At 63.1% G+C, this 18742-nt stretch carries 18 protein-coding genes; 8 read left to right on the top strand and 10 right to left on the bottom strand.

Going from position 1 to position 18742, the window contains the following annotated elements; translation table 11 throughout:
• Window positions 1-196 precede the first annotated feature (196 nt).
• On the top strand, window positions 197-436 hold the full coding sequence (locus J6524_RS17390) for a hypothetical protein (RefSeq protein ID WP_225672663.1): 240 nt from the start codon (window positions 197-199) through the stop codon (window positions 434-436).
• Window positions 437-614: 178 nt separating this feature from the next.
• Here J6524_RS17390 and J6524_RS17380 read toward each other — a convergent pair whose 3' ends face one another.
• From J6524_RS17380 to J6524_RS17370, 3 genes are all read right to left on the bottom strand, one after another.
• On the bottom strand, window positions 615-1517 hold the full coding sequence (locus J6524_RS17380; protein ID WP_225672661.1) for an MlaD family protein: 903 nt from the start codon (window positions 1515-1517) through the stop codon (window positions 615-617).
• Between the two features lie 116 nt (window positions 1518-1633).
• Window positions 1634-2404 (bottom strand): ABC transporter ATP-binding protein, encoded by a 771-nt coding sequence (locus J6524_RS17375; protein ID WP_225672659.1) that lies wholly within the window; start codon window positions 2402-2404, stop codon window positions 1634-1636.
• Between the two features lie 2 nt (window positions 2405-2406).
• On the bottom strand, window positions 2407-3540 hold the full coding sequence (locus J6524_RS17370; protein WP_225672657.1) for an MlaE family ABC transporter permease: 1134 nt from the start codon (window positions 3538-3540) through the stop codon (window positions 2407-2409).
• Between the two features lie 135 nt (window positions 3541-3675).
• Here J6524_RS17370 and dgcA point away from each other — a divergent pair, with 135 nt between their 5' ends.
• Window positions 3676-4671, top strand: a complete 996-nt coding sequence (dgcA, locus tag J6524_RS17365; protein WP_225672655.1) for an N-acetyl-D-Glu racemase DgcA — start codon at window positions 3676-3678, stop codon at window positions 4669-4671.
• Here the strand turns inward: dgcA and J6524_RS37715 are convergent.
• Both J6524_RS37715 and J6524_RS37710 read right to left on the bottom strand, forming a co-directional pair.
• Window positions 4641-5183 carry an MFS transporter gene (locus tag J6524_RS37715; protein ID WP_312002408.1) on the bottom strand — a complete coding sequence of 181 codons (543 nt, stop codon included), beginning with the start codon at window positions 5181-5183 and terminating at the stop codon, window positions 4641-4643. The genes dgcA and J6524_RS37715 overlap by 31 nt on opposite strands.
• Window positions 5104-5964 carry an MFS transporter gene (locus tag J6524_RS37710; protein WP_312002407.1) on the bottom strand — a complete coding sequence of 287 codons (861 nt, stop codon included), beginning with the start codon at window positions 5962-5964 and terminating at the stop codon, window positions 5104-5106. Before J6524_RS37710 ends, J6524_RS37715 begins: the two co-directional genes overlap by 80 nt.
• Between J6524_RS37710 and J6524_RS17355 the strand changes: the two genes are divergently transcribed.
• The 3 genes from J6524_RS17355 (at window position 5918) to J6524_RS17345 (ending at window position 9427) form a co-directional block, all read left to right on the top strand.
• Window positions 5918-7270, top strand: a complete 1353-nt coding sequence (locus tag J6524_RS17355; RefSeq protein WP_225672653.1) for a hypothetical protein — start codon at window positions 5918-5920, stop codon at window positions 7268-7270. The two genes, J6524_RS37710 and J6524_RS17355, sit on opposite strands and share 47 nt — an antisense overlap.
• Before the next feature lie 130 nt (window positions 7271-7400).
• A complete protein-coding gene (locus tag J6524_RS17350) occupies window positions 7401-8342 on the top strand; it encodes a diacylglycerol/lipid kinase family protein (RefSeq protein WP_225672651.1) in 942 nt (313 codons plus the stop codon).
• A gap of 323 nt (window positions 8343-8665) precedes the next feature.
• Window positions 8666-9427 (top strand): hypothetical protein, encoded by a 762-nt coding sequence (locus tag J6524_RS17345; protein ID WP_225672649.1) that lies wholly within the window; start codon window positions 8666-8668, stop codon window positions 9425-9427.
• Between the two features lie 124 nt (window positions 9428-9551).
• On the opposite strand, the gene J6524_RS17340 is transcribed toward J6524_RS17345, so the two are convergent.
• Both J6524_RS17340 and J6524_RS17335 read right to left on the bottom strand, forming a co-directional pair.
• Window positions 9552-10865 (bottom strand): metal-dependent hydrolase family protein, encoded by a 1314-nt coding sequence (locus J6524_RS17340; RefSeq protein ID WP_225672647.1) that lies wholly within the window; start codon window positions 10863-10865, stop codon window positions 9552-9554.
• A gap of 159 nt (window positions 10866-11024) precedes the next feature.
• Entirely contained in the window at window positions 11025-11471 is a 447-nt protein-coding gene (locus tag J6524_RS17335) for an HdeD family acid-resistance protein (RefSeq protein WP_376712036.1), read from the bottom strand.
• On the opposite strand from J6524_RS17335, the gene J6524_RS17330 reads away from it, so the two are divergent.
• Window positions 11440-11814: a hypothetical protein gene (locus tag J6524_RS17330; RefSeq protein ID WP_225673261.1), complete on the top strand. Its 375-nt coding sequence runs from the start codon at window positions 11440-11442 to the stop codon at window positions 11812-11814. The two genes, J6524_RS17335 and J6524_RS17330, sit on opposite strands and share 32 nt — an antisense overlap.
• A 194-nt stretch (window positions 11815-12008) precedes the next feature.
• Here J6524_RS17330 and J6524_RS17325 read toward each other — a convergent pair whose 3' ends face one another.
• Together J6524_RS17325 and glsA are read right to left on the bottom strand one after the other, a co-directional pair.
• Window positions 12009-13658: an MFS transporter gene (locus J6524_RS17325; RefSeq protein ID WP_225672645.1), complete on the bottom strand. Its 1650-nt coding sequence runs from the start codon at window positions 13656-13658 to the stop codon at window positions 12009-12011.
• Window positions 13659-13731: 73 nt separating this feature from the next.
• Window positions 13732-14730 (bottom strand): glutaminase A, encoded by a 999-nt coding sequence (gene glsA / locus J6524_RS17320; protein WP_225672643.1) that lies wholly within the window; start codon window positions 14728-14730, stop codon window positions 13732-13734.
• Window positions 14731-15262: 532 nt separating this feature from the next.
• Here glsA and J6524_RS17315 point away from each other — a divergent pair.
• Together J6524_RS17315 and J6524_RS17310 are read left to right on the top strand one after the other, a co-directional pair.
• Window positions 15263-15784 carry a DUF1269 domain-containing protein gene (locus tag J6524_RS17315; protein WP_225672641.1) on the top strand — a complete coding sequence of 174 codons (522 nt, stop codon included), beginning with the start codon at window positions 15263-15265 and terminating at the stop codon, window positions 15782-15784.
• Window positions 15785-15819: 35 nt separating this feature from the next.
• On the top strand, window positions 15820-17550 hold the full coding sequence (locus tag J6524_RS17310) for a metallophosphoesterase family protein (RefSeq protein ID WP_225672639.1): 1731 nt from the start codon (window positions 15820-15822) through the stop codon (window positions 17548-17550).
• On the opposite strand, the gene J6524_RS17305 is transcribed toward J6524_RS17310, so the two are convergent.
• Window positions 17547-18557 (bottom strand): AI-2E family transporter, encoded by a 1011-nt coding sequence (locus J6524_RS17305; protein ID WP_225673206.1) that lies wholly within the window; start codon window positions 18555-18557, stop codon window positions 17547-17549. The genes J6524_RS17310 and J6524_RS17305 overlap by 4 nt on opposite strands.
• Between the last annotated feature and the right edge of the window lie 185 nt (window positions 18558-18742).

Genomic DNA, 18742 nt, shown 5'->3' with positions numbered 1-18742 from the left:
CGCCACATCCACGGTTTGACACGGGCAGCACAAACTGCCGCCGAGCATCAGCGCATTCGCGAGGCCGCAACATCTTGTGGCGTGTTGCAGCTCTGGATATTACCGGACATATCGGGAAGAACAGGAGCCTATTTTGGCCGATACTGCCCAGAAGAGAGCAACCCGGAACTATCGGTCCCGGCTGAGCAAGCGCGGCATGGCTCGATTCGAGGTTCTAGGTCTGGATGCTGACCGCGACCTGATCCGCTCCCTCGCCAGGCGCTTGGCAGAGGGTGATCCCGATGCAGCGCGGATTCGAGCGGCAGTGAGGCAGACTGTCCTGAGCGAACCGCCGGGGAAAGGCGGTATCCTCGCCGCATTGCGCCGGTCTCCACTGGTCGGCGCCGATCTCAATCTCGCACGTTCGCGCGAAACCGGCCAAAGGCCGGCCATGTAGCGCGCTCGACATGATCGTCGCCGCGACAGCCGAGGCGAACGGGTGCGTCGTTGCGACCGACAATGAGAGGGATTTTGCCGGGTTGAAGTTCTTCAATCCGCTTCGAGCCCACAGGGCGCGATAACGACGGCCGCCGCACAAGAAGACGAGGTTGAACTTGGGCAGCGCTTTCTGAAGCCTACTGCCGCTTCTGCCCGTTCGGCGCTCTCGGAGCTGCAGCTGCCGGCGCCGGCGGCGGTGGCGGTGGCGGTGCTGCCGCCTGACTGTTGCTGCTGCTGCCGCCGCCGAAAATCACCCGGGTCGGGTTGCGGTCAAAGTTGTTCACGGCGCGGCTGATATCGGAAAGCGTGCGACGGCCGTCGGCCATCAGCGCACCCGAGCGCTTGTCGAAATCCTCGGCCAGCTCGCGGATCGCCTTCACCATCAGGTTCAACTCGCCGCCGGCAGTGCCGCCTGCGATCGTGTTCAGTCCGAGCATGAGATTGTCAGCCTTACTCATCACGCCATCGACCCTGAGCATGACGTTGTCGATTTTCTCGGAATTGCGCGCGAGCGCGGCGGTGAAGGTCTCAAGGTTTCGCAGCGAATTCTTCACCGATTCCTGATTGTCGGCGACCAACCGGTTGACGTTCTGCAGCGTGGCGCGGATCGACTCCGTCACATCCTGCAGCGCGCTCGGGTCGGCGGTCAGCATCGGCACGCCATCCTCGTCGAGCGGCACGGGGGGCGCGGATTCCTCGCCACCCTTCAGCGAGATCGCCGCGACGCCGGTCAGCCCCTGGAATTCGAGGCCGACAAGCGTGTCCTTACGGATCGGGGCGTTATTCTCGACCATCGCCAATGCGACCACACGCCGCGGGTTGTCGAGCTTCACTGATACAACTTCACCTATCCTGATACCGTTAAAGTTGACGCTGCCGCCGTTGCGAAGCCCGGATGCCGGCCCTTCGAATACGATGCGAATCGGGCTGCGCAGCTTGGTGGTATGCAAGCTCTGAAACCACAGCACAAAGCCGAACGCCGCCGCAATCACCGCCAGCGTGAAGGCCCCGATCAGGACGTAATTCGCCCGCGTTTCCATAACTCAAAGTGCTCCGAAACCAGGGTCTAGCCGGCGTCGCCGCTAGACCGGTTATTTATCTCATGTTTGAGCACGATCCGATCCGAAAACCGATCACACTTTTGGGGGGTCATGCTCTAGCCCATCACAGCGCGGGCGCGCTTGCCGTGAAAATATTCTCTCAGCCAGGGATGCTGCGAGGCCTGCATGTCGGCAATCGATCCTGCTGCAATGATCTTACCGTTCCCTAAAACCGCGATGCGGTCGCAGGCCGTGTAAAGGCTGTCGAGATCGTGGGTTACCATGAAAACCGTCAGGCCCAAAGTGCGCTGCAGGGTGCGCACCAGCTCGTCGAAATCCCCCGCGCCGATCGGATCCAGCCCCGACGTCGGCTCGTCCAGAAATACCAGTTCGGGATCAAGGGCGAGTGCGCGTGCCAGCGCGACGCGCTTGATCATGCCACCCGAGAGTTCGGACGGATAACGGTCCGCGACTTCGGGCCGCAGGCCCACCATGCCAAGCTTGGCCACCATGATTTCGTCGAGCAGCCGCTGCGAGACGTTGAGATATTCGCGCACCGGAAACTGGATGTTCTGCCGCACCGTGAGCGAGGAGAACAGCGCGCCCTGCTGAAACAGGATGCCCCAGCGGCGTTCGACGCCGCGGCGCTCTGAGGCACTTGCCGCATCGAGATCGACACCGAATACCTCGATGCGTCCGCTGAGCTTGGGCACGAGACCGATGATGGTGCGCGTCAGTACCGACTTTCCGGCGCCGGACGGGCCGACAAAGCCGAGAATCTCGCCGCGCTTGACGTCGAGGTTGAGCCCGTCGAGCACCCGCGTCTTGCCGAACTGCACGGTGATGTCGCGGACACGGATGATGGCGTCGGAAATCTCGGTCGCCATGCTCACATTCCGATCGATGCAAAGAAGATCGCGAACACGCCGTCCATCACGATCACGAAGAAGATTCCCTTCACCACCGAGGACGTGGTGTGTTGCCCGAGCGACTCCGCACTACCCTGCACCGCCAGCCCCTCGACGCAGGCGACGATGCCGATCACCGCGGCCATCACAGGTGCCTTGATCAGGCCGACCACGAAATGATCGATCGAGATGGCGTCGCGCAGCCGGAGCAGGAAGGCTTCGGGCTCGACGCCGCCATACAGCCAGGCCACCAGCCCGCCGCCGTATAGCGCGGCCATCGCACCGAGGAACGCTAGGATCGGCAACGCCAGCACCAGCGCCAGCATCCGCGGCAGAATCAAAACCTCGATCGGATCGAAGCCCATGGTACGCAACGCGTCGATCTCCTCGCGCATCTTCATCGAGCCGAGTTCGGCCGTATAGGCCGAGCCCGAACGTCCCGCCACCATGATCGCGACCAAGAGCACGCCGATCTCGCGCAGCACCAGCACGCCCAGCATGTCGACCACGAAAATGTCGGCGCCGAATTTTCGGAAATGGAAGATGCCCTGTTGCGAGATGATGCAGCCGATCAGGAAGGTGATCAGCACCACGATGGGCACCGCGCGCCAGCACACCTGCTCCAGGTGGTGAATGGTCGAGGTCAATCGGAAGCGGCGCGGGCGGATGAGTATGTGGGCAGTCGCGGCAAGCACCGCGCCCAGCATGTCGATCAGCCCGATCAAAGTGCCGCCGATACCGGCGACGGCGCGACCGATCTGCTCCAGCATCCCCGTGATCGTTACCCGATCGGTTTGGGCGATCGGCTCGGCCTTCACCCGGCGCACCTCGTCGACCAGGCTCGAATAGTTGTCCGAGAGCCCGGCGATTTGGGTTTCGACACCGCCCGTGGTCAGGCTGCGGCGCAGTCGCTCGATCAGCCAGGCGCCAAACGTGTCGAGCTTCGACACCTGCGAGACGTCGATGAAGATGTTGGGCCTGGTGCCGCTGAGCCTCTCGGCATCGGCCACCATTCGTTCCAGCATTGGCGCAAAGCGGGCCGTCCACGGGCCGGCGGCGCACAGCGCCAGCGCGTTGCCCCTGGCTATCCGCTCCAATGTCGGGTCGCCGTTCACAATCCCACCCCCGGGCCGGTATGCCCGCGTTCGCTTAGGTTCCGCGGCCCTACCGCCTTGTCGAATCTGCCCCTAACCAGCCATAGTTGGTAGCAGCGGGCAAGCTTAGGTTCAGAAAATTCGCCAGATTTTAAAATGACTTCCACGCTATCTCGAAAGTTAGCCGTCAGCATCGAACGCTGGCCCATTGCGGGTGCTTTCACCATCAGCCGCGGCGCGAAAACCGAGGCGGTCACCGTTGTGGCCACCATCAGCCAGGGCGACCATACAGGGCACGGCGAGTGCGTGCCCTACCCGCGTTACGGCGAAACCCCGGAAGCGACGTTCGACGCTCTAAAGACAATGCAGGAACCGATCGCCCATGGGCTGGACCGTGCGGCGCTGCAGGCCGCGATGCCCGCAGGCGCCGCCCGCAATGCGCTGGACTGCGCACTCCTTGATCTCGAGGCCAAGAGCTCCGGCCGACGGATCTGGAGCCTGCTCGGCCGGCCGGCGCCTCGCCCCTGCACGACAGCCTTCACCATTTCACTGGGCACGCCCGAGGCAATGGCGGCCGCAACCGCCAAGGCCGCGCACCGGCCGCTCCTGAAGGTCAAGCTCGGCGGCGACGGTGATGACGAGCGGATCGCGGCAGTACGAAAGTCCGCCCCGGAATCCGAACTGATCGTGGATGCCAACGAGGCCTGGACACCTGACAATCTCGAATACAACCTCGCAGCCTGCGCCAACGCCGGAGTTACATTAGTCGAGCAACCGCTGCCGGCCGGCCGGGATGAGGCGCTGGCGCGCATCAAACGGCCGATCGCGGTTTGCGCCGACGAAAGCGTGCATGATTGCGCCTCTCTCGAAGGCCTGCGCGCGCGCTACGATGCCGTCAACATCAAGCTCGACAAGACCGGCGGGCTGACAGAGGCGCTCGCCATGACGGACGCCGCGCAAGCGCTCGGCTTCGAAATCATGATCGGCTGCATGGTCGCCACCTCGCTCGCGATGGCGCCGGCCATGCTGCTCGCGCAACAGGCCAGATTCGTCGATCTCGACGGTCCCCTATTGCTGGCCCGCGACCGCGACGGCGGCCTGCGCTACGACGGCAGCCTGGTCTATCCGCCGGAAGCCGCCTTGTGGGGCTGATGCGAGAGCCGCTCCCGCGCCAGCCAGATGATCAGCCCGCCGAACGCGGCCATCACAGCCATCACGTAATAGATGCCCGCTCCCCAGCTTTCATAGATCAAGCCTGAGGCAATCGACGCGAGACCGGCGACGATGCCACCGCAGGCGGTCAGATAGCCCTGCCCGCGCGCCATCACATGGCCGGGCACGTGATGCAGCATCAAGCCCATGACGCCGACCTGGGTCAGCCCGAAGCTCAGCGCATGCGCGAGCTGAACAATCGCGAGGATGGCCAGCGGCAAGTCCTGAGCCATCATCACCCAGCGCGCGGCTGCGCTCAGGGCCGCGATCACCACCAGCGTAGATGGCTGCAAGCTGAACCGGGGCGACAGGGCGAACAGCACGATCTCGGCAATCACGCCCAGCGCCCACAGGACCGCGATCGTCAGCCCGTCAAATCCCGCTTGCTGCCAGGCAATCGACGCAAAAATGTAATAGGCAGCGTGGCTTCCTTGGATCAGCGCAGATCCCACGATAATTGCGATGAAGCCGCCATCGCGCAGCAACGCATTGGCGCCCCCCGGTGACCGGGCGGGCGGTCCCGGCATCGTCCAGCGGCTGCAAAGCAAGACTGGCGACCGCCCCGATCGCAGCCGAGCCGGCAATGATCCAGATCAGATTTTGGGCGGCGATGAAGTCGAGCAGCATCCCGCAGACCAGCGCGCCGAGGATGAAGGCGGCCGAGCCCCATAGCCGCAGGGGATCGTAATTGAGGCCATAGCGTTTCACTCCCCGCAGGGCGTAGGCGTCGGTGAGCGGCACCATTGGCGTCCACAGGCAGCAGGTCAGGGCATAGATCAGGAACACCAGCACCGGCAGATGCTGGGTGCCCAGCACGCAAAAGCCGACGGCAGTGGCGAAGGAGGTCACGATGATTGCCCGGCGTAACGCCTGACGCCGTTCCGCAAGGCCCGTTACCAGCGGCAGCGCCGTGAACCGGGTCACCGGCGGAACGGCCGTGATCAGCCCTATCCAGAACGCATCGATCCCGACCGCTTTCAACCATACCGTGAAGAACGGCAAATGGGTGCCGGTCATGCCGAACAGCGTGGCGTAAAACAGCGCCACACCGGTCGCGAAACGACGGGATGCGTCTTGAGAAGCTGTGGGGATTTGTGATTCGCTCGGCATCAATTCAATTGCGATTCGGGCAATATCGTGTTGTTTCGTTATCGCAAGGCGCGCTGATTTGCGCGAAGAGTTTGACATGGCCGACGAAGCATTCGCCCTTTCGCCGATCTCAGCACGTGCCACGCTGCCGAGCGAGGAAGACTATGCTGCAATCGCCGAAGCCTTCATGGAGACTTCGCGGGGCCGTTGGTTCCTGACCGAATACGCCAAGCGCAACCGCAATGCCGACACAAGGATGGTGCTGGATGCGGTGGCGCGGATCGAGGAAAGCCTTTCCGCCCAGCGCGAAGAGACCCTGCAGCGGGAAGCCGCGCTCCAGCGGGAGGAAGGCCTTTCGGCGCAACAGGCTGCGGAGGCCGTCGCCAAGGCCGCGGCAGCGCAGGAGCGGCTGACCGAGGCGCTTGCCGCCATCCGCGGCGCGGTCGACGCGGCCGAAGAATCGGCGGTCGAAGCGATCGACAGCCTCGCGTTGGAGCAGCGGCTGGCGCCGGTCCGCAAGGGCGCGCGCGTGCTGCGGGAAATCGCCTGGCGGTTGCGGGAAATCGGCAATGACGGGCGGATCTGTGACCTGATCGATTCGCAGGTCACCGTGATCGAAAGAGGCACCGAGCAGTTTTCCTCCGAAGAAGCGCGCCTGGCCCTCCGCGCGGCCTTTGCCGCCCTCCAGGGCCGGCTTGTGGAATTCGGCGATGACACTGCGCTGGCGCCGGTACTCGACCCTGACGCGGCGCCCTTCCCGGCTATGGAAGAACTGGAGGCGGAGACCACCGAAACAGCCTGGATGCCGGAAGCTGCCGAGGCGCCGTCCGCCCCGATTGCTGCGCCCGCCGAAGCCGCGTTTGCCGCGGCGGAAGCCGTGCTGACGGAATCGGAAGCGCCGCCCGCTCCCGAACTTTCTACTGAAACCGCCGCTGCCCAGGAAGCTGCGCCTCAAGAAGCCGCTGCCCAGCAAGCCGCCCAAAACACCTCAGTTCAGGACGTCGTGGCTCAAGACACTGCGGCTCAAGACGCTTCGGTCCAAGACACTTCGGTCCAAGACACCGTCCAGGACAACGTTGCCCAGAACGCCGACGCGCAGGACGAAGCGGTCCTCGATATGATCGCGATGGAAATGGGCGCGCCGGATCCGATCAACGACGAGGAGATCGCCGAAGCGGCAGCCGAACAGGCCCGTTCATCGGAGCCTGCGCCGACCGTCCCGAAGATCGTTGCAGTTGCGGCCGAACCGGCCGCGCCAACGGCGCCGGCGCCAGTTCAACAGGTGATTCAGCCGCCCCCGCCGGCCGCACCTGCGCCGGCGATGGAAGTGTCGCTCGGCTCGAGCCTCATCGCGAGCGGCGTGTTGCGCAAGCCGGTCACGGCGGCGAACGACCCGCTGGCGCCCATCCGGCGCATGAGCCAGGCCGAGAAGATCGCGTTCTTCTCGTAAGGGACGCCGCGCTGCGATTCGATAGAACGCGCCGCAGCATTTGTTGCACTTGCGAACCTTCGCTTTGCGGTTGATTCGCGGCCGCGCCAAGATCAAGCTGGCACGATTGTCTTCGCAAGCGGAGATAACCGTGAAAACCAAGATCATCGTCAATCCGATGGCGAACAAGGGCAATTGCGGCAAACGCTGGCCGCAGATGCTGGCCGAACTCGAAAAGCATCTTGGCCCGCTCAAAAGTGCTGACGTTGCCGTGACCCGCGCGCCCAATCATGCGACAGCGCTGGCGCAGGAAGCCGTCGTTGGCGGTTACCAGCGCCTGATCTCCGTCGGCGGTGACGGCACGTTCAGCGAGATGATGAACGGTGTGATCTCGGACGACCGGCCGATCGCCCCCGACATCGTGCTGGCGCAGCTGCCCGGCGGCACATCGAACGAACTGTGCCGCTCGTTCGGCCAGCTCTCGCTCGGCGAGGCCTGCAAGGCGATCGCCATGGGGCACACGCGAGACGTCGATGTGTTTCGCGCCGATGTCAGGGGCTACGCAGGCGATCAAGTGACGCGCTACGGCTTCGTGCTCGCGATCGTCGGCGCGGCCGCCACGATTTCCTGGCGCGCGCAACGGGTGCCGCTCTTAAAGCGGCTCGGCCCGCTCAGCTACGTCCTGATGACAGCGTTCACGTCACTGACTTACAGCCCGCGCTTCTATCGCGTCCGGATCGACGACGAGGCCGAGCAGAGGCTGGCGATGTGGTCCTTGATGCTGTGCAGCTTCGATGGTGCGGGCGAAGGCCTGATGCTCGCGCCAGGCGCCGACCCCGGCGACCGCAAGCTCGACCTGATCATGGTCGGCGACATCGGACATTGGGAGACCCTGACCAAGATCGTCCCCAACCTTGGCGATGGCAGCTATCTGGCGCATCCGAAGGTCACGCGCCGCCACGCGAGCCGGATCAGCATCGACAGCGACACCATGGTCCGCGCCGACGTCGATGGCGAAAGCATCGGCCAATTGCCGATGTCTGTCACGATGCTGCCGTTTCATCTGAAGGTGGCGGCGGTCAATCGGTCGTAGGATGCCGTTCCTGTCGCACCTGGCTTCGCTGCACCACCGCGACGCCGTTCTGGAACGTCAGCCAGGAAGGTGGCTAAGTCGAACCGGTGAGAGGTCGCCGGATAGCAGGCATACCTTCGAAGACTAGACCGACGCCAATGAACCCGGAGCAGTTATTCGGCGCGGCAATCCATCCATTTCGATGAGATCATCAATCGAGATTGCCCCATTTGGCAAAGCTTAGACTCGCATGTCGCTCCGACCGTGATATGCCTCCGGGAACGGCCGCTCGCGAAGCTCATTGACGGTCGTCAGTCGCAGCTAGGATTGAGTAAGGGGATTCCATGGCGTCCAATTTTTCGACGATAGGCCTGCCTGTCGCGTCCGCGGAGGACATGAATGCGTTGGTGGATCGCGTCGGCCCCCTTGCGGAACGGTCGGCCGCTCCGAGTGGCGTGTACTATCGTTGGTCGGACCCGAGCGGAGCGGAAATTTGGCTTCAGGTAAACGCGGACAACGAACTCATCGGCATAAACCCCCACTACGCTGGCCGATCAGCCGTCCTGGTCGGGCTGACTGCTCGGCTCCCTTCGACCGGGCCAAGCGAACTGGACGGCTCCTTCCACGGCTGGGCCGACCCCGCGGGCGACGCGTCCGACAGCGGGTGTTACCCGTTCGTTTTCGATGCGCCGGACTACCGACTGCACGAAGGGCTGTCGCTGCCAGCGCGAAAGGAGGTTCAGATTGCGGCGTTCGCTCACGAGATCGCCGCGTTCGAAACAGTAGCCGCCTACGAGACAGGCCAGACGGGCGATCTCAAGTATGCGTCGCAGTCGTTCATCCCCTCTGGCCTGTTCACACCGGCTGGTGATTCCACCGTTCGGCCGCAGGCGCGGGCGATTTTCGCTGGTCACGTGCTTGCTGCGGACGAGAAGATCAATGTGCTGACGGGCCGCGCGTTTTATTGGGCTCTGGTCGAAACACTCGGCGGCGCTTATGACGTGGTGATTGACTCAAATCTACTCCCCGGCGTGCCTGCGGTAGGTGGCGTGATATCCGGTTCATTCTGGCTATCCGGCCGGATCATTGCCCAGCATCAGAGGTGACTATCAGTGGGCCACTCATAACCCATTGCAGATTTCAGGCGACGTCTGGTTTGAGTCCGCAAAGCGCCGGATAGCGGACATCGATCAAGCCGCGCTCACGAATGTCGGTGAATGAGTGCGTGCCCTAGTTTCGCTTGCCGCTGGCAATGAGATTCTTGTGAACCTTCCCGTCCTTCATGATCACCAGGAAATTCTTGGACGGATCCTCTATCAGCTTGATGTTCTCGATCGGATTGCCGTCCACCAGCAGCAGGTCGGCCAGCGCGCCCTCCTCGACTACGCCGAGCTTGCCCGGATAGGGGTTGCGCTTACCGGATAGCGTCAGCAATTCGCCGTTCGTCCCTGTCGCCATTGCGAGTGCCTCGGCGGGCGTGTACCAACGGACAAGCGAGGCCAGAATTGCCCCCTGGCGCTGGGCCAGCGCGCGGGAGAACAGAACATCGGTACCCCACGCCGTCTTGAGCTTGTACTTCTTCGCAAACTCGTATGCCCTGCTTATGCCCGGCCAGACCTCATCCGCCTTGGCTCGCTGAACTGAACCCTCGGGAAGGCCTTGCCTCATCTCCTCGGGGAGCGGCTGCAAGCTCAGCCAAACGCCCTTCTCGGCGATCAGCTTGGCGGTTGCATCGTCCATCAGAAACCCGTGCTCGATACACTTCACGCCAGCGGCAATAGACCGTTGGATCGCAGCCGGCGTAAAGGCATGCGCGACGACGTATGTGCCCCAATTCTCGGCCGCTTCGACCGCCGCTCGCAATTCGGGTTCGGTGAAGGTGACGGCGTCGATCGGACTGAAAGGCGATGATACCCCGCCGCCCGCCGTCAACTTGATCTGTGACGCCCCCTGCATGAGTTGCTCGCGCACGCGCACCCGCACCTCATCGGGACTATCGGCGACCATACTGCCGCCGATCTGCTCCATGCGGGTGAGCATGCCGCCGATCGTTCGCGGTAGGTCGGAATGCTGCCGGAAGTCGCCATGGCCGCTGGTGACCGTGATCATGGCACCGGACGGGTAGATGCGAGGACCGGGGACGACGCCCTCATCTATGGCTTGCTTGAGTCCAAAGGCCGGCCCGCCCACGTCGCGAACGGTGGTGAAGCCCCGCATCAGCGTGTCCGTCGCTTCCGCAGCCGCAAGAAGATTGTTGTAGCCGACATCGCCCGCTATGGCGTCCGCGGGCGTGGGGCGGATCAACATCGCGTGCCAATGCACGTCGATCAGGCCGGGCATCAGCACGCGTCCTGTCCCGTCTATCGCGACTGTTTGCCCAGCATCGATTGGCGTCGCTACAGGGGAGATCTTCTCGATCTTGTTGCCCCTGACCAGGACATTAGACGCGCCCGAAAGCGCATCGCTCCTTCCATCGAAGATGCGGACGTTCTGAAACAGTACAGCCGCACCTTGCTGCGCTTGCGCAGGGAGTAGAGCCGTCATGAGGCTCAAGGCGATGGCCATCGCCAGGATTTTGACGGCCCGACGCCAATGTCTTTGGCACATAGAGCTGCCCTCCGCGTAGCGCGCCGGCCCGCGAGGAATAACAACAGCCACCGCCTCCGCGGTTGACCGCGTCGGACCCGGGTCGGCACAATACCACTATGTGCTGCTAACTGCCACGGCGGGCTTCCACGCATACGCCAGCCACCCAAGCCCATGGGATATCAGGTCGACGCCGAGCAGAAATCCAATGACCCACAAGCCCGTCATTGGAAATCCCGTCAGGATGACGAAGCCGGCCAGCAGTCCGAATATGCCTGACAGCAGCATGATCCAGCCAGCTTCCCGCCAATGGGTGACACCGAGCAGGATGCGAACGAAGCCGGAGATGGCGAGCACCAAGCCGAGGACATAGGTGAGAATCAGCGCGCTGGCGATCGGCTGGCCCACCAGCACAATGCCAAAAGCGATGTACAGTATGCCGAGCAGCACCTGCCAGACAAACCCTCCCCATCCCTTGGTCCAAAAGGCGTGGACGATCTCAAACGCGCCTGCGATGATCGCTACCCAGCCGATGAAGACGGTGCTGATCAGCGTGACCAGCATGATGTCGCCGAGAACCAGGATTCCCGACGCGACCAAGACCAGCCCCAGCAGAATACAGATCCATAGCGGCGGCGTCGGCAGACTGCCGACGCCCGTTCGCGAACTGCTGTCATATGTCGTCATGTCATTGTCCTCGCTTCAGGTCGCACCGACCTTGAGCTCCGTTATCTCCATCGCCAGCCGCAGCGGCGACGGCCGCGGTGCCACCAGCAGACCCAACGGCGACGCCGACGGCGATTCCAGTGAGGGGGAGGACGCGACGGCCGCGCGGGCGGCCGTCCAGGCGGCCGTCCAGGCGGTGATCCAGGCGGCCGCGTGCCAGGGCCTTGAGCTTCCAGCTTGAATTCTCCAGCATCCCTTCCGGGATCCTTCTGCATCGCGAGCGGCATCGCCTCGGCCACATCAGCTAGCAGGCTTGCGCCCAAGCCGGCAGCAACGGCACCGCACACCAGAGTCCGGAGCGCCATGCGACGGTCGATTGCATCCATTGTTGTTCTCCTTCTCGGGGCGCCCCTCCCCCTCGCATGCTCGTACTGATCAGCCCGATCTCAATCGGCTGCCGGGCGCATCACTCGGGATCTCGCCAGGCAAGTAGTTGGGCAGCCGGCCCGCCGGGATGATCGCCAGCAGCGCAAGCCCGGCCATGATCAGAAGTCCGATCCTCAAGGCGCGCAGCCGCGCCTCGGTATTCACACGCACGGCTTCCTCGACCTGCTGCGGCGTGGCGGTCGTGCCCTCCATCACGCTACGCAGCCGGTCGTTGCCGACGAAGTTGATGTTGTCGAGATCGACCTGGCTCTGAATCTCCTTTGGCAGTACGGGATTCGCCGCAATCTGGCCCAGCACGATCGTGCTCAACAGACCGACCAGCAGCGCGCCGGCCACCGCCGTTCCGACTGCGCTGGCCAGATTTTGCGTAGTGCCCCTGAGTGAACCGACGTCACCTGCCAATTCCTTGGGCGAAGCCGTGACCAGCACGTTGAACAGCAGGGTCACCAGCGCCCCCTGACCGATGCCGAACAGAATGAGCCCGACCAGCACGGGAACCTCGCTCCAGTCGTTGCGCACGACGAAGGCAAGCCACACCAGACCGACGGTACAGAGCATGAAACCATAACGGCCGATCTGCCGCGGCGTCAGCCGGTCATAGAGATTGACGACCAGCATTGCGGTGAAGAGCACCGTCAGGTTGAACGGCATCATCGCAATCGCAGTCGCCATCGGCGTGCGGCCCTGGACGATCTGGATGTAGAGCGGCACCGAGAAATTCAGCGCGGCTTCCAGCGCGACCACCGCAAACAGCGCGTATACCGCGCAGCGCTCCTCCGGAGAATCGATCACCTCAAGCGCCAATAGCGGCGTCCGTCCGGCCGCCTGGCGGCGGTGCGTCCACATCAGGAAGGCCTGCCCAAGCATGACGCCGAGAACGATCATGACAGGCGCCGGCGAAAGGCCGAGCAGATTGAACGGCGCATTGGCGGTCGCCAGCACGAGGCCCCATCCGTTCAGATTGTTGAAGCCGAAACTGATCAGAACGATCGCCGCCGCTGCCAGCACGACGCCCGTCAGGTCGATCTGCACCTCGGGCCGCCCGTAGTCGCGCTTGAGGCGGAAGCTCAGCAGAAAGACAATGGCGGAAACGGCGATCAGGATTCCGAACGCCGGGCGCCAGCCGATATAGGTGCCGAGCACGCCACCGATAACGAATGCAAGAACGCCGGCAGCCGCTCGCGCCGAGCCGAGCGCGCCGACCGCCGTCGCCTGCTGCCGCCCCGTATAGTTCTCGGCGATCAGCGCCACCAGAGACGGCACGATGACCGCCCCCGCCGCGCCGCAAAGCGCCTGCGCCGTGATCATCAGCGCCGCCGTCGGGCTGAACGTCATCAGGATCTGCGATGCGCAGAACAGGACGACGGCGAAGCGGAACACCTGCAAGGCACCGAACCGTTGTGCGAGCTTGGCGCCGAGCATCACGAAACCGGCCACCAGCATCGAATAGGCCACGATGCCGGTGGCGACCGTGGTCGGCGGGACACCAAAACTTTTGACCATGCCGCCGAGCGCGACCGGAAGCGAGGCGACGTTGAAGGACATGATCATCTGGCCGAGCGCTATCGCGATCATCGGCACCCATGACTCGCGCGCTCGTTCCCGGATCGCTCCGATCGGTATCGAGTGCGTTGCCATGGTGTCCTCCCGATCTACTCGGTTTCGGATTGCTCGGCCGCAATGGCCCTAAGCAATCCACTCCGCATCTGCTTCAATCTTCCGGTTGCGAGACGAACAGGTCCATTCCGAGCCGCTGCGACAGGAATTTCGCCGCCAGTTGCCCCTTCACACTGTTGCCCGCCGCATCAAGCGGTGGCGCGAAAGTCCCGAAGCCGCCCTTGCCCGGTGATACCGCGACGATGCCGCCGCCGATTCCGCTTTTGCCCGGCAGGCCAATGTCGTAGAGCCAGTCGCCCGACGTCTCATAGAGTCCCGCGGTAATCATCACCGTCAGCACATAATGGCAAACGGCCGCATCGACGACGCGTTGCTTGGTTACCGGATTCACGCCGCCATCCGCCAGCGTCGCGCCCATCACCGCCAGATCCCTGGCGCTGACGTTCAGCGAGCATTGCCTGGTGTAGAGGTCGGTGGCCTGCTTGGGGTCACAATAGATGCGATCGTAGCTTTGCAGCAGCCGCGCGATACTCCGGTTGCGATAGTTCGTCTGCGACGCCGAAGCGTAGACCTCCTCGTTGAGCGCAAGCTTGCGGCCCGCAAAGCGCGACAGTCCGTCGTGAATGAATTGCCATTGACCTTCCATCGTAAGCCCCGGCACGAGGCTCGTCGTCGCGATCGCGCCTGCGTTCACCATTGGATTGGTGCGGCCGGCGCCCTGCTCGATGGCGGCAAGCGAGTTGAATGGCAAGCCTGTGGCGTTCGCCCCCAGCCTTGCGCGCGCCTCCTCCGGACCGATCGTTTCGCAGACCAGCGCGAACACGAACGGTTTCGACACGCTCATGATCGAGAATTTGTATTCGGTATCTCCAGCCTCGTAGACGCGCCCGCTGGTGCCAACGACGCAAACGCCGAACAGTTCTCGCGGGACCCTGGCAAGAGCGGGATAGACTTGCGAATTGTGTCCGTCGCCGTTCGACTGGAAACGCCTATGGGCGTCAGACACCAGCTTCTGAACCATTTCCGGCTCAGGCAGATGCCCGGTCGAGATGTAAGGCCGCTCTGCTTGTTCCGCGATCGAAGGAAAGTCCATTGGACTCCTCCATCCGGCTTCAACAATCCCGTTCGAGAAGGATCGAGCCGCTCGGGCAACACTAGTCACGCGCTGAGAAACGATCTCCGTCGATCGCTCAGCTTTGTTCTGCTTGCTAAAGAACGTAACCCCGCAAAGTGTATGGTGTCAATCACACAACCTAAAAGTTGGTTTGCGCCAAGTGAGTCCCCCTACAAAACTTCGTGACAAATTGCCGTCGCGATGAGGATGCAAAGCGTGGCGAATTAGAAGCCAATTCGACCGAGCGCCGTCACGGTTTGATGAGCGCGATCAGCGAAGCGTGATCTGATCGCCCGCAGGTTGTGATACCGTAGGCGTCGAGCCGCACGGCCATCATGCGACCCGGCCGCTCTCCGCCGACACATCGACGGCTCTGCCGGATCGCTTTTCTTGTCACCGACGGACTCGCCTCAGCAAGCCGCCAATTGCGCGGCGAAAGGAGTGTTGACCCGTCAAAGGCGCCCGTTGCGGCCGACATCAAGCCCATTATGTCGAGCAGGAGGATACAGAGATGTCAGATCTCATCGCGATCATCTATCCGTCCGAAGCGAAGGCCGAAGAGGTGCGGCAGCGTCTGTTCAAGCTGCAGAAGGAATATCTGATTTCGCTCAGCGATGCAGTGATCGCCGTGAAGACGGAAGCCGGTCCCGTCAAGCTGAACCAGCTCGTGAACACGACGGCGATCGGTGCCGTATCGGGCAGCTTCTGGGGACTTCTGATCGGTGTGATCTTTCTCAATCCCCTGCTCGGCGTTGCCCTGGGTGCGGCATCCGGCGCCCTCGGAGGTGCGCTATCGGACTACGGCATCGACGATGCTTTCATGAAGAAACTTTCGGACACGCTTCAACCGGGCAACGCCGCGCTGTTCGTCCTCATTAAGAACATGACCCCGGACAAGGTGCTGCGGGAGATTCAGGACGCCGGCGGCACCGTGCTCAAGACATCGCTGGACGACAGCAAGGAGCAGAAACTTCGCGACGCACTGGCAAAGGCGGGCACCGAACCGGCCGCGCCCAAAACAAACGCCGCCTGAACGGGACAACTGAAGCCGCCAGCACCCGGGACAGCATGCTGATCGATCCGCGCCACGGCGATATCGAGGACGATGCCGCCAGTCCCGGGCAGCGGTCCCTGCTCGCCATCGCCGGCAGCCTGTTGGTCGAAATCAGTTTACCCAAGCTGCTGTTTGCCTGGACGGTGCTGCTGCTGTTGCCGGCAGTGCTTCTGGGTCTGGCTCCGTTGCTGGTCTCCGCCTGGTTCTCAACCCTGTCGGAAAAGCTTGCCACACTGACCGGGATCGGCACGGCCCTCGCCTTGCTCGCGATTGCCGCGGTGGGATGGATCGGATGGCGACCGCTGTTGCGGATCGCTGAGAACAATTTCTGGTCGCTTAACGCGCTCGCCGTGCAGCCCGGCTACGCGTTCACCCGCGAAGCGCTGCGTCACCTGACGGAACGGATGTGGAGCAGGAAGCTGACCGCCGACGGCCGAGCGAGGTTACGCAGCGCCAATTCGGTTGCCGCCGGCATCGTGCTGTCCGCCTGCGCGGTGCTGATTGCAATACTGGCCTGGCCCGCCTCGCGTTGGACGGGCGGCTGGAACGACCTAATGTTGCTGCATCACCTAGCCGTGCCGACGCTGGCAAATGCCGTTCTGCTGGTGTCGGGATATCTGGCGGCCGCATCGTTGGTGTGGGGATTTGCAGACGCCAGCATGCCCCAACCCGTCGACCTCGCCGTGTTCGATACCGTCTTGCCCCGAGGACGACGCTGGCGCGTTGCGCATCTATCGGACCTTCACGTGATTGCCGAACAATATGGCTTCCGCATCGAAAGCGGACGGGCGGGCCCGCGCGGCAATGGCCGGCTCGAGCGCATCCTGGCGCATCTCGCCACCATCCATGCGACCGATCCGCTCGACCACATTCTCATCAGCGGCGATATGACAGATGCCGGCCGCGCCAGCGAATGGGCCGCATTCCTCGACGCGATGGCGCGTCATCCGGAACTTGCAGCTCGCACGGTCATGCTGCCGGGCAATCACGACATCAACATCGTCGACCGCGCCAACCCGGCCCGGCTCGACCTGCCGTTCAGCCCGAACATGCGGTTACGGCAAATTCGTACCTTGTCCGCGATGGCGGCCGTGCAAGGCGATCGCGTGCACGTGGTCGATGCCAAGGGAAAACCAGCCGCTACACTGCAGGAAGCGCTCGCACCGCACCGCGATGCAATTGTGGCCCTTGCCGAGCATGGCGGCCTGCGCCGTGCGGCAGCGTTGCGCGACCTGTTCGACAGCCAGTTTCCGATGATCGTCCCGCCGGAGGCCGCAGGCGGCCTCGGAATAGCGATCCTCAACTCCAATGCGGAGACTCATTTTTCCTTTACCAACGCGCTCGGGCTGGTATCCGTCGAACAAACGCATCGCCTCGAGGCGGCGATCCGCCATTATCCGGAAGCGCGCTGGATTGTCGCATTGCACCACCATGTGGTGGAATATCCCATGCAGGTGAAAGCATTCTCGGAACGCATCGGGACGGCATTGATCAACGGCAGTTGGTTCGTGCGCCGGCTGAAAGCGTTGGCCGGTCGCGCCGTGGTGATGCACGGCCACCGTCATATCGACTGGATCGGCGCTTGCGGTTCGTTGAAGATCATCTCTGCGCCTTCGCCGGTGATGAATGCGACCGACGATGCGGCCACGCATTTCTATATTCACACGCTGGCGGCTGGGCCGGACGGGCAGTTGGTGCTGCTGCCGCCGGAGCGCGTGGAGATTGCCGGCGAGAAAATGTCCTAGAGCTTGCCCGGCTTGACCTGATCCGGGCCACCGAGCAGATCGGCGATCCAGCGGCTTGACGGATGCGCGGCGCAGAAGGTGAGCATGGCAAGCGTGATCGGCACGCCGATGAAGGTTCCGAACAGGCCCCACAGATAGGTCCAGAAGAAGATTGCAAACAGCACGAGCACCGGCGAGATCGACAGCATGTTGCCGGCAACCCGCGGCTCGATGTAGCTGCCGACCACGAACTGGATGATGTTCAGGCAGATGAAGATACCGAATACCGCAGGCCAGCTCTCGAACTGAGTCATCGCCAGCAAGGTCGGAAACAGCGTCGCGATGAACGGACCGATGAACGGGATATAGTTAAGTACGAAGGCGATCACGCCCCACTCCAGCGCGAACGGCAGTCCCGCGATCCAGGCGAAAGCGCCGACCAATAGGCCGGTGACGGCACTCATCAGCGTTCGCACCACGAGGAACCTTCGAAGCTTCGCCGCCGTTGCGGCGCCGCCTTCGAGCAGCACGGCTGCGGCGGTACGGTTTTCCAGCCGCTCGATCCTGCGCTTGACGTTTTCGACCTCGAGAAGCCCGAGCATAACATAGACCAGCGCAATCACCCAGAAGCTCAACGTGGTATTGACGCGCCCGGTGACATACTGCGTCGCGCGCAACACCCAGGTGACGTTGAAATGCTCGGCCCACAATGCCGCAACCGAGACTCCATGGCCGTCCAGCCACGCGACGGTTGCATCGTAGAGCGCCTGATACCGCGCGAGGTCAGTGATCAGCGAATGGCCCACGCGGCCAAATCCCCACACCGCAAGCGAGGCGAGCGCGAAGCAGATCGCCACGGTAACGATGATGGTGATGGCGAGTGCGGCAAGCTTCGGCATCCACCACTGCAGCCGCTCTTGAATTGGCCACACCACGGCAATGATGAAAATGGCGGCCGCCAGCGGCGCGAATACCTGGCTCGCCTGAGCCAGCGCCGCGGCAGCCAGCACCGCCGCGATGATTCCGATGGCAGCCTTTAGCCCGAAGCTTACCCCATGATGGGCTCCTTCAACCGTAGGGCAACCCGAGATTGTCAGCTGCACCGAACTGCTGCAAGAGCGGTGCAACGTGATCGGCGTCACGTACCACAGCGCTGAGTCGGCCTAGCGTTCCGCAGCAACTCGCTGCTCACGCGATCCGCCTCAGGAGGCTG

Origin of the sequence: Bradyrhizobium hereditatis, from assembly GCF_020329435.1 — a bacterium.
Taxonomy (GTDB): domain Bacteria; phylum Pseudomonadota; class Alphaproteobacteria; order Rhizobiales; family Xanthobacteraceae; genus Bradyrhizobium; species Bradyrhizobium hereditatis.
Note: the sequence above shows the minus strand (reverse complement) of the source record. Positions and strands in the feature narration are given on the sequence as shown.